We start from the raw sequence: 10,156 nt of genomic DNA, 5'->3' as shown, positions 1-10,156 counted from the left end.
CTGAAGATCCACTTTGCAAAGCGATCTTCTTTGCAAAGTTAGCTGAAGACACGCCCCCTGGAAAGCGAAGTGGGCAAGCCGAAGCGGTTGTTACGGCTATTAATCATGTCAAAATAACTACTTTGAACAGGATCGGGTGGGTTTTCCCGGTTTTTCTTATTGGGAAAAAAGCAAAAAAATAAAGCGCTTAATCTTAATCCGACTAATAACTGGTAAAAACCAATCATTAATTAAGGCTGAATCTTTTAAAAAGGGTATTTTTTATATAAAATGTTGAAAAAACACTTGAAATACATCATGGTAGTTGATATTATAGTAAAAGAAAGCGCTTAACCATCATTTGTTTTTGGATTGATGATTGGAGGGATAAAACTTTTTATTTCTAGAAAAATGATAACCCTTACAAAACATATTAAAAAAGGAGAGGTTAATTGTGAAAAAGCTTTTATTTGTACTTATCGCAATCTTATTTGCCATTTTAGTAGCTTGCTCAGGAAATGAAAGCGGTTCCGGAGATGGCGGTTCTGAAGAAGGTAATAATTCAGGTTCTGATTCTTCAGGGGAAAAAATGCAATTTTATGTTTCAGGTGACAAAGTAGAAGGAGCTGCATTAACTACAATGGCAGAAAAATATACAGAGGAAACAGGAACTGAAATAGAAGTTGTAGATGTTCCTTATGATGATATGGTTACAAAAATCACAAATATGATGAGAGCAGAAGAACCACCGGCTCTAGCTCGTGTTACAGGTTTTAATCCTGCATGGCAAGGTAAATTAATGGATCTTTCAGATGTTGCGGAATCGAATAATGTACGAGCTGAAATGGGTATCACTGTTGAAGATGAATTAGTAGCACCGCCACTAGATTTAACGGCTGTCGGTATGTTTATTAATAAAGACCTTTTCGAAGAAGCTGGTGTTGAATATCCAACTAGTGAAGATGATATTTGGACATGGGAAGAGTTTGTTGATGCGGTTAAAACAGTTACTGAAAGTACAGATGCACAATATGGCATGGTAATGGATAATTCGGAACACAGATTAAACGCTTTCTTATATCAGCATGGCAGTAAAGGTTTTTATCAAGAAGGTGACGAGTATACTACAAATGAAGAAACGACAGAAGCATTGCAAAATTTTGTTGAATTAAATGACAACACGATCATGCCAACAGCAGTTTGGACAGCAGGAGAAGATGCTTCTTCCATGTTCAAGAGTGGCAGAGTAGCAGCATATATGTCAGGCTCATGGCAGATTACAGATTTTGCAAACAATATTTCTGATTTTGAATGGGAATCTGTTTATATGCCTTATGAAGAAGTTCGTGCAACCAACCTTGGAGGAAATTATATAGTTGGTTTTGAAGGATCTGGTCAAGAGGAGCAAGCTAAAGAATTTATCGATTGGTTATACCAAAAAGAAAATTATGAAGAGCTTGCAACACATGGTGGATATTTACCTGTAACAACAGATGCGGAAGTAGAATATGAACATGCACCAGAAGCTTACGAAATTTATCAGAACGAAATCGCGAACACGGACGATATTGCAAGTCAACAAAGAAACGAATTAGTCAGAAAGCAATTAGTTTCACAAAGAGCTCTAGGTAGTGTCTTAGCTGAAGAAATGATTAATGCACTAAATGGTGAACAAGATGTCGAACAAGCTGTAGAAAATGTAAAATCACAGATGACTGAAGCATATGTAGAATAATTTTTAAAGGAATAGCGACCATTTCAAATGGTCGCTATTCAAAAAATATAAAATTTCCTACCTGTAGGAGGGGGATGTCTAAATGAAAGATACAAATAAAAAATGGGCATTTATTTTTGTAGCAGCAAACTTAGTATTGTTTTTGTTATTTTTCGCTTGGCCTGCATTATTGGGTGTTTATTACTCATTAACAGAATACAACGGAAATGTTGCTACATTTATTGGTCTAGAGAATTATATGAACCTTTTTCAGGATCCGAGCTTCTACAAAGCGATGTCTAGAACATTTTTATACACATTGATAGGTGTACCGCTTGTGTACATTACTTCTTTATTTGTGTCAGTGATGTTAACTAGTAACCATACAAGAGGAAAAAATATTGCGAAAATCATATTCTTTTTCCCATGGTTAGTTTCACCAATTGTTGTTGGTGTGTTGTGGAGATGGATGTTTGGAGAAAGCTTTGGATTTGTAAATTTTGTTATACAAGTAATTGGTGGCAATCCAATCCCGTGGTCATCAGATGGTAATTTTGCGTTTGTCGTTGTACTTTTTGCTACCGCCTGGGCGGGAACTGCTTTTAATATGCTTATATTTATCGGTGCTATTATTAGTATTCCAAGGTCACTATATGAAGCAGCAGATGTAGATGGTGGATCAGGTTGGCAAAAATTTTGGCATGTGACATTACCATCTATTCGTTCTACATCATTTTTAGTAATATTATTGGCGGTTTTCAATTTAATGAAAGAGTTTCCTATGGTTCAATCACTAACTAATGGTGGACCAGGAACTGACACGACTTTTATCGTGCAATATATTTATGAAACAGGCTTTGACCAAATGAGAGTAGGCTATGCTAGTGCGGCTTCCATGGTTTTATTTGTAATACTATTAGTTTTCTCTTTGTTACAGTTCCGTTTTGCGAAGGGTGGTAAGGTAAATGAATAGTAAATTAAATGATAAATTTGCCACGACGATGTTAACCACTGCATTATTTATAGTAGCTCTAATGTATTTGTTTCCGATTATATGGCTTTTATTAAGTTCATTTAAACCAGGAAATGAGTTGTTTTCTTATCCATTAAAGATCTTTCCTGAGAACCCAACATTGGAAGGGTATGCTTATTCATGGCAAACGATGGAATTTATTAAGTATTTCGTCAATACGTTAATCGTTGCAGTAGTGACAACTGTTTTGACAGTACTAGCGAGTGCTTCTTGTGGTTTTGCCTTAGCGAAATATAATTACAAATGGCTCAATGTTTTTCTGATTTGTATGTTAGCAACAACGATGTTACCGACAGAAGTTATTATGAATCCAACTTTTTCTGTAATTCTTGAACTAAACCTTTATGACAGTTTAGCAGGATTAGTCATACCTTCGATTAGTACAGCTACTGGTATCTTTATGTTTAGACAATATTTCATGACTGTTCCGAATGATATATTAGAATCTGCTCGAATTGATGGTGCGAACGAAGGAAAAATTTTCTTTCAGTTAATGCTTCCGATTGCGAAACCAGTAGCTATTACATTGGCTATTTTCTCTTTTCAATGGAGATGGAATGACTATATTTGGCCGTTGATTGTTTTAAGCGATCCTAATAAATATACAGTACAAATTGCTTTGCGTAGTATCGTAGGAGCAGATAATATTGATTGGGTATTACTTTTATCATCTTCGATTATTTCCTTAGTACCGATGATTATTATCTTTATCGTTTTTCAAAGATATATAATGGATACAGGCGCTACTTCCGGAATCAAAGGATAATATAGTCAAAAAAAAAGGAGGCGGAAATAAGTTGGAACAAATTATACATTTAAATGATAAAACAACTAACTACTTCTGGAATCAGCAAATTTTCGATAAAAAGAGCAGGTATTTTGGCGGTGTGATTGATCAAAAAACAGGCATACCAAGTCCTACTCATACTGGAACGGGGAGTGTGATTGCGACTTGGATCTGTTCGTATCTGGACAGTCGCTCAAAGTATTTTGAAAATGGGGAACTCGAAGATAAAATTCATTGCGCTTTAGATTATATGCTTGACCAACAGCATGAAGATGGAACAATATCACCTGGATGGACGAACTATCATTCACCGCCTGATACTGCGTTTTTAGTAACAGGTTTAAGTCAAGTTTATAAGCTTCTTAAATTGAAACAAGAAAAAGCGATGTTAGACAAAGTGGAGTTGTTTTTAAAACGAACGATTCCGGCTATGTTAACAGGTGGTTGTCATACGCCAAATCATAGATGGGTATTAACATCTGCATTAGCACATCTATATACCATTTTTAAAGAAGATGCTTTGAGACAAAGAGCGGAATTATGGTTACGGGAAGGTATTGATATTACAGAAGATGGCGAGTGGACAGAAAGAAGTAACGGAATCTATAACACGGTCAGTAATATTTGTTTATATCATACTGCGAATCTATTGGACAAACCATATATTTTGGAGTGTGTCCGGAAAAACTTAGATATGATGCTATATCTTGTTCATCCAAATGGGGAGATTGTAACGGATTATTCTGGACGACAAGATTTAGCGAATACATATGATTTATCGCCTTACCATTTAATTTTTCGATTAATGGCGGTTAAAGATGATAATGGCTTATATATGGCGATGGCTGATTTTTCACTGGAAAGCATGCAAAATCTTGGACCAGTTAACAACCATGTGATGCTCGGTTATTTATTGTACCCGGAAATTCAACATAGCAATATAAAACCGCAACCATTACCAACCACATATGAAAAATTCATTAATGAAAAATATCCATTACAGCTCAATTTGGAAAAGATGGAGAACGTCGGACACCACTCTAAAATTGAACACAGCAGTATGCATACATCTTTTGGTGCACCTATTGTCAGATATCGCAATCATGAGGTGAGTGCCACCGTTATGGGTAAGAATGCTTCTTTCTTTTCTTTACATAACGGCGATGCCAAACTATTGGGTGTGAAAATTTCCTCCAGTTTTTCACCAGGTGTTATTGAGTTTAACTCTCTCGAAAAAAGAGATAACTTTTACTTCTTAAAGCAAGAGTTAGAAAAAGGATATACTGGACCATTACCAAGTACACATGTACCTGATCACGGAGGAACAAGTGTATGGTATTTATTGCCTCATCAATATAGGAACGTTACTCATAATCAAAAACATCATGTGGAAGTGAATGTAAAACAGTATGATAATAAGTGGGAATTACAACTTTGTACCGATCAATTAAAAGATGTTTTTTATCAAGTAGAATTTATTTTTAGTGCTGATGCAAATTTGAATGGTGATGAAATCGAAAGTATCGATGAGCAACATTATTTTTGGAAAGACGGTATTCTTGAGATTTCACAAGGTAAGGACAAAATGCAAATAGGTTGCGGAGCCCACGAACATTGGCAGGCACATTTAGCTAAAATTGAATGTAATAGTCAAATTAAAGTGGTCAAAGTAAATCTTCTTTCACCGGTAGATCAAACATTTGTGATTGAAAATCTTTAAGTAATAGAATAAAAAATGAGTAGGTCGATTTATTATGTATACAATTGGTTTGAATATAGGTGGTACAAAAATATATGGAATCATGTTGGATCCGTATGGCAAGATCGATTTTGAAGAAAAAGTAAATACATACCCTGAAATAGAGGACCTGATCAGATGGATACGTACTTTTATTGATCATCCTCCTGTCTCTTTACATGAAATTGCTGGAATGGGAGTCGGTGTACCAAGTATTGTAGATCGTGAAAACGGTGTGGTCTTGGATGCGTATTCCTTGAAATGGACAAGTGTACCTTTAAAAGAAATTTTATCGAGGGCATTCAATTTCCCTATTTGGGTGGACAATGATGTGAATTTTGCGGCTTTAGGAGAAAGTACTGCTCTTAATAAGAAAAGTGATCATATTCTGTTTATCGCGATTGGAACAGGTTTAGGGTGTGGGATTATCTTAAATGGTCATCTTGTAACAGGTGCAAAAGGCTTCGCCGGTGAGATCGGATTTAATATTTCGTCATTGTCTGATAGTCGGAATATAGATGGTTTCGGTGCTCTGGAAAACCAGTTATCTGGTACAGCTTTGGGTGAGTACGGTGATCCTTATGAAGTGTTTCAGCACTATTTTGAGAGAAAAGAACCCGGTTTTACTGTTATTAATCAATTTATCGATTTATTGACAGTGCAAATTGTAAATATGGTGAATTTATTAAATCCAGAATATGTTATTATAAGTGGCGGAGTCTCAGAATCTATGGAAACATTCATAAGCAACATCAACAAAAACGTCAACGAAAAATCAGCATCCCAAACAAAGATACAACTGGCACAATTGAAAAATAAAGCAGGAGCAATAGGCGCTGCTTATTTTGCTATGAAACAATTAGATGAAATGAATTAGTTTTCGAAACTTATTAAGCGGAATTGGTCATCTTCACGGGAATCAACTCCCTGTAAACGGGAAATATTGCCGACTTGACGAGAATTAACTTAATTCCCGTCAAGCAAAGATCAATTCCAGTGAAGCCGAGATTAATATTTATGGTTTAATCTGTTGGAGCTTCCAACTCGAAAGAAGCTCATAAAAGAAAGAGAAGCTGAAATAGCCCATAAGGTTAGTCCTTTTATCATGGAGTTAATTCTTCACAAATAAGCATGAAAATAAAAGCCATAAAATTAACGATCCCTAAAACAATATTAACTGCCATATAAGCCTCCGATTATTCATTTCTAGTTCTTCCATTAATATAAATAATAGATATTCAAAATAAGAAGTTAAAGCGTCTAATTGGAAAAGTGTAGTTAAATCCAAAAACGAGACTTCTAGGGATTTGTATGGATATCTGATCTGCTATTTTTCCTTTTTAGGAATATAGATAGGTATCTCAGGGCTTATTTTTTTGTGGAACATCCGGTAATTTCCCTGAAGCTGATAAGATTTATAATGAATTAAGAACACGTATCGATCAAGGAGATGGTAAAAAGGTTGAAGCTAGTTATCTTGAATCATTATTAGTATGGATGCCGGAGCGCATAGAAAATCCAGCTACTCCAAATGATTGGATTAGCGGAGATGCTGATGTAGTGAAAGATCATGCAGAGGATCCATTTAATAATTTTACTTCTCCTCCAAATATTCGTTCCTTGTATTACTTTGATGCAACAGATCGTAGGAAAAAAATGGGCGAAAAAAATCCCAATAGGTGCGCAAATCTATAATATTGCTGGTGATCAAGATCCTGTTGGTCTCTATGGTGAAGGGGTATATGCCGCGTCAAATTGGTTAGCAGAAACTGGACATCAAGTACAAACGAAGCTTTACTCAGGTTACATGAAATTCATAATTATCGTGATATAAGAGGCGAGGTAGAAAAAGGGATTATCCAATTTATTGAAGCGCAATTATAAAGTTCACTTTATATACTTCTGTTCTTTGGATATATCGCTGTATCCCATTATCGATTCAAACATTGGTTGAAAATGCTGTAAATCACGGTGTATTAAAGCGATCCAAGGGAGGCTTAATAACAATACAAATTCTTAAGAAAGGTGGTTTTGTAGAAATTTCTGTGATTGATGACGGAGTCGGTATGGACGATGAGAAGATGAATCAAATCTTCAAGATTCAACCCGACCGAAAAAGAGGCATCGGACTAGTAAATACCGAGCAACGCTTAATGCGAGCGTATGGGAAGGGCCTGCGTGTTATTAGTACACCTGGAGTTGGAACTACTATTACATTTACTGTGCCTGTTAACGTATAGAAGGATGTCGGAATGCCTGTCCTAACGCCATTTCTGTTGCTTCTACAGATAGCGGTATGTAGAGATGGCTGAACATTTTGTTATAAATAAATTTATCCTGACCAATTGATTGTGACACCTGCTAGACTTGCCGATAAAACAATATACAAGCTTTGATCAGTGCCAGTGCAGGTGTCAATCATTTAATTATAAGTTAATCATCTATATTATTGTAGTTTTTTTAAAAGTAGACGCTGTTCTACAGAAGCTACTAATCTTCTAGTATAGGTAACGGTATCTGGGTTAACACTTATACTATCAATTCCAGCCTCGATTAAAAACTCAGTGAACTCAGGATATAGAGATGGTCCTTGTCCACAAATGGAAACAGGCTTGCCATATTTATGTGCACCATCTATCAACGTTTTAATGGCGTTCTTAACAGGAGTACTCCTCTCATCAAAATAGCCCATACTATTTAAAACACCAGAATCTCGATCAGATCCCATGACCAGTTGTGTAAGATCATTGCTACCGATGCTAAATCCGTCAACTAATGGTGCAAATTCCTCCACCGCGAGTACTACAGATGGTACTTCTGCCATAATATATAGTTTAAATTGGTTATTTTGTTCTAACCCTTCACTTTTCATAATCATCTTCACTTTCTCAAGTTCCCAGGTTGTACGAACAAATGGGAGCATAGCCCAGACATTTGTCAATCCGTATTCATCTCGTACTCGTTTCATTGCGCGACATTCCAAACGAAATCCTTCTTCATATTCTGGGGATATATAACGCGAAACCCCTCTCCAACCAATCATTGGATTTGCTTCCACTGGTTCTACTTCCTCGCCACCTTCTAATCCCCTAAACTCATTTGAGCGGAAATCACTTAAGCGTACGATCATAGGTTTTGGATACAGTTGTTGTGCTACTTGGGAAATGCCATTTGCCAATTGTTCAATAAAGACTTCTTCTTGACCTGTTTGAATAAGGTGAATGGGGTGTGTACCGATCATATTGGAAAAGATAAATTCTGACCTCATCAATCCAATACCATCGAATGCTAAATGTTTAAAGCGGTTAATACTGTCTGGATCACCTAAATTCATATAAATTTTCGTGCCTGTGATGGGTGCTAATTGTTGCAAAAATTCTGCAGTTGCAACCGTTTGATCCGAGTCTTCTTTTTTCTCTATCATGGATGAAATAGCACCTTCATAAACTACACCACTTGTTGCGTCTACTGTAACTTCCATACCTGTTTCCAATTGCTTGGTTGCATTTCCAGAACCTACAATACATGGGATGGCAAGCTCACGAGACACAATCGCTGCATGGCAAGTCCGTCCACCTTCATCCGTAATAACTGCAGAAGCTTTCTTCAATGCGAGCATCATGTCTGGGTTTGTCATCACAGTAACTAGTACATCACCTTCTTCAATTAAGTGCATCTCATCAATGTTTTTAATAATTTTAACGTTACCAATCTCTACACCAGGTGCAGCTGCTAGACCATGAACTAAAGCATGACGTTTGGACGTTGAATTCACTTCCATATGTTGTGTTCCCTCCTTTAAAGTTGTAATGGGGCGAGATTGAAGAATATATAATTCTTTTGTATCCGCATCAAGCGCCCATTCAATGTCTTGCGGTGCATGATAGAGAAGTTCAATCAGGATAGCTTGCTTTGATAGCTCTTGTAATTCTTCAACAGTAAGACAAGTGTTAGTAACATATTCTTCACCAAGCACGTCCTTTATAGAAGCTTCCATTGTTCCTATCCCATTCTCTCTTTTTGTTACTATCCAGTTTTTATTTGCAATCGTGGATTCTTTAACAGTTGCAGTTTGTTTATCAACAATATATTCATCTGGTGTCACAAGACCTGAAACAACAGCCTCGCCCAGGCCCCAACTCGCATTGATCATGATTTCATCGTGGTTTGAGTTGATTGGATTAGTGGTAAAGAGTACACCAGATTTCTCGCTGTTCACCATTTTTTGGACGACGGCTGATAAGGACACATCAAAATGGTCAAAATGATTGACTTCACGATAGTAAATAGCACGAGCAGTCCAAAGTGATGCCCAGCATTGCTTAATTTTGTCTAAAACGCTTTCTTTTCCACTAATTTCGAGATACGTATCTTGTTGACCTGCGAATGAGGCTTCTGGTAAATCTTCAGCAGTTGCAGAACTTCTTATAGCAACATAAGGTCGTTGAACGGAAACACGTTCCCCTAATTGTTGATAGGCATCGACGATTGCTTTACTGATTTCTTCATTTATTTCCGTTTGTGAGATAAGGTCTCTTATTTTCTGGCTGTTTTCCTGTAATTGTGTTGTATTTTCCATATCTGTTGCATGGATAATTTGTTTTAAGCGCTCGTTTAAATTATTTGTTTCCATGAAATAAGAATAAGTACTTGCAGTAACACAAAATCCAGGTGGTACTTGTACCTCATTTGCGGTTAGTTCCCCGAGATTAGCTCCTTTTCCACCAACAACTGCAATATCTGATTTCGTAATGTCCTCAAACCATTTAACAAAATTAATTGCGTGCATTAGACCCCTCCTATTTCATATGTTCTTAAACAGAACGTTTGTAAAGAATATAAAGCATCCAACTATATAAGTCAACACATTTTTGAAATAATGCAACATAAATATGAATTGTAGTC

The 10,156-nt window shown here is 36.4% G+C and carries 9 protein-coding genes; 8 read left to right on the top strand and 1 reads right to left on the bottom strand.

All coding sequences use genetic code 11. The features are described 5' to 3' along the window. From J5J03_RS12880 to J5J03_RS12845, 8 genes are all read left to right on the top strand, one after another. A partial coding sequence (locus J5J03_RS12880; RefSeq protein WP_208590059.1) for a hypothetical protein occupies positions 1-182 on the top strand: 182 nt, incomplete at its 5' end. Positions 183-433: 251 nt separating this feature from the next. Then, entirely contained in the window at positions 434-1,714 is a 1,281-nt protein-coding gene (locus J5J03_RS12875) for an ABC transporter substrate-binding protein (protein WP_331460489.1), read from the top strand. A gap of 82 nt (positions 1,715-1,796) precedes the next feature. Then, positions 1,797-2,666 carry a carbohydrate ABC transporter permease gene (locus J5J03_RS12870; RefSeq protein ID WP_208590057.1) on the top strand — a complete coding sequence of 290 codons (870 nt, stop codon included), beginning with the start codon at positions 1,797-1,799 and terminating at the stop codon, positions 2,664-2,666. Then, positions 2,659-3,492: a carbohydrate ABC transporter permease gene (locus J5J03_RS12865; protein ID WP_208590056.1), complete on the top strand. Its 834-nt coding sequence runs from the start codon at positions 2,659-2,661 to the stop codon at positions 3,490-3,492. The genes J5J03_RS12870 and J5J03_RS12865 overlap by 8 nt, the downstream gene beginning before the upstream one ends. A 31-nt stretch (positions 3,493-3,523) precedes the next feature. Further along, positions 3,524-5,233, top strand: a complete 1,710-nt coding sequence (locus J5J03_RS12860) for a hypothetical protein (protein ID WP_208590055.1) — start codon at positions 3,524-3,526, stop codon at positions 5,231-5,233. Between the two features lie 34 nt (positions 5,234-5,267). Then, a complete protein-coding gene (locus J5J03_RS12855) occupies positions 5,268-6,128 on the top strand; it encodes an ROK family protein (RefSeq protein ID WP_208590054.1) in 861 nt (286 codons plus the stop codon). Between the two features lie 756 nt (positions 6,129-6,884). Next, positions 6,885-7,085, top strand: coding sequence for a hypothetical protein (locus tag J5J03_RS12850; RefSeq protein ID WP_208590053.1), 201 nt, complete (start codon positions 6,885-6,887; stop codon positions 7,083-7,085). 112 nt (positions 7,086-7,197) lie between these two features. Continuing rightward, a complete protein-coding gene (locus J5J03_RS12845) occupies positions 7,198-7,491 on the top strand; it encodes a sensor histidine kinase (RefSeq protein ID WP_231710735.1) in 294 nt (97 codons plus the stop codon). Positions 7,492-7,697: 206 nt separating this feature from the next. Here J5J03_RS12845 and ppsA read toward each other — a convergent pair whose 3' ends face one another. Then, positions 7,698-10,040 (bottom strand): phosphoenolpyruvate synthase, encoded by a 2,343-nt coding sequence (gene ppsA / locus J5J03_RS12840; protein ID WP_208590052.1) that lies wholly within the window; start codon positions 10,038-10,040, stop codon positions 7,698-7,700. Between the last annotated feature and the right edge of the window lie 116 nt (positions 10,041-10,156).

Source organism: Gracilibacillus suaedae (assembly GCF_017599345.1).
Classification (GTDB): domain Bacteria; phylum Bacillota; class Bacilli; order Bacillales; family Amphibacillaceae; genus Gracilibacillus; species Gracilibacillus suaedae.
Note: the sequence above shows the minus strand (reverse complement) of the source record. Positions and strands in the feature narration are given on the sequence as shown.